General features: G+C 64.8%; 1 protein-coding gene. It reads left to right on the top strand.

What is annotated here, in order from left to right; all coding sequences use genetic code 11:
• Positions 1–270 (top strand): DUF2345 domain-containing protein (locus tag ACLJNW_RS25385; protein WP_410961392.1); only part of this gene is annotated, 270 nt, incomplete at both ends.

Below are 270 nucleotides of genomic sequence, written 5' to 3'. Positions count from 1 at the left end.
GAGGCCGAGCAGAGCGTGGAGGTCAGCGCCAGCCAGCAGCACGTGCTGGTCACCGCGAAGGAGCACATCACCCTGATGTGCGGCGGCGCCTACCTGACCCTCAAGGGCGGCAACATCGAGCTGGGCATGCCCGGCAACTTCGTGGTCAAGGCGGCGAAGCACAGTCATGTCGGTCCCGCTCATGCATCGACCAGCTTCAACGCCTGGGATTCGACACCGTTCGATGACCGGTATGTCCTGCGCGACGAAGCCACGCTGGAGCCGTTACCC

This window comes from Salmonella sp. SAL4457, from assembly GCF_046548235.1.
GTDB lineage: Bacteria > Pseudomonadota > Gammaproteobacteria > Enterobacterales > Enterobacteriaceae > Salmonella > Salmonella enterica.
This window is presented reverse-complemented; position numbering and strand designations above follow the sequence as displayed.